The 1,314-nt window shown below is 57.5% G+C and carries 1 protein-coding gene; it reads left to right on the forward strand.

Features of this window, described 5'->3' with window-relative positions; all coding sequences use genetic code 11:
* Positions 1-85 precede the first annotated feature (85 nt).
* The gene (locus ACR0L3_RS20620) at positions 86-1,252 is read left to right on the forward strand and encodes a nucleotide sugar dehydrogenase (protein ID WP_480747667.1); all 1,167 of its coding nucleotides are present in this window, start codon (positions 86-88) and stop codon (positions 1,250-1,252) included.
* Positions 1,253-1,314 lie beyond the last annotated feature (62 nt).

A 1,314-nucleotide genomic window follows, 5' to 3' on the forward strand; every position in this document is an offset into this window, starting at 1 on the left:
ATGTCGCTTGCGCGCTTATCAGTGTGCGCAAACAGGGTTATGTTCACTGCGGCTGCACAGGCCGAATGACACAAGGAATTTGAGTATGAAGATTGCGATTGCCGGGATCGGTTATGTGGGATTGTCCAATGCGGTTTTGTTGGCACAGAACCACGAAGTAGTCGCCCTGGACATATCGGCGGATCGCGTGGCGATGATCAACCAGCGCCAAAGCCCGATCCAGGATGCCGAGATCGAGGATTTTCTGGCCAACCGCACTCTTGATCTGAGCGCTACGAGCGATGCGGAAACTGCGTTCCGGGGTGCGGATTTCGTGATCGTGGCGACCCCGACCAACTACGACCCGCGCAGCAACTACTTTGACACCAGCTCGGTCGACGCCGTGATTGAACAAACCACCGCGCTGAACCCGGACGCCGTCATCGTGATCAAATCAACCATCCCCGTGGGCTTCGTGGCTGACGCGCGCGCACGCTTCGGCACCAACAACGTCATCTTTTCACCGGAATTCCTGCGCGAGGGACAGGCGCTCTATGACAACCTGCATCCCAGCCGGATCATCGTCGGAGAACGCTCGGACCGGGCGAAGGTCTTTGCCGATCTGCTGCTGGAAGGCGCTTTGGACAAGGACGTGCCAATGCTGTTCACCGATGCGGACGAGGCCGAGGCTATCAAGCTGTTCGCCAATACCTACCTCGCCATGCGGGTCGCCTTTTTCAACGAGCTCGACAGCTATTCCCTGGCCGGCGGCATGGACCCGCGCCAGATCATCGAAGGGGTCAGCCTCGATCCGCGGATTGGCGCGCATTACAACAACCCGTCTTTCGGATATGGCGGCTATTGCCTGCCCAAGGACACCAAACAACTGCTGGCCAATTACAGCCACGTCCCACAAAACCTGATCCGCGCCATCGTCGACGCCAACCGGACCCGCAAGGATTTCCTCAGCGATCAGATCCTGATGAAAGGGCCCAAAACGGTCGGCATCTACCGGCTGGTGATGAAAGAGGGCAGCGACAATTTCCGCCAAAGTTCAATCCAGGGCATCATGAAGCGGATCAAGGCCAAGGGCGTTCAAGTCATCGTCTACGAACCGGTGCTGGATGAAGACCACTTCTTCCATTCCCCGGTGATCAACGATCTGGAAAGCTTCAAGCAAACAGCCGACCTGATTATCGCCAACCGCCTGTCGGACGAGATCAAGGACGTCAGCGACAAGGTCTTCACCCGAGACCTCTTTGGCGCCGACTAACCCCAGCGCGGTACGCTCATGTACAAACGAAAAAGGCCCCCTAAAACAGGGGGCCTCGCAAA

The sequence above is a fragment of the Ruegeria sp. CK1 genome, assembly GCF_056536545.1.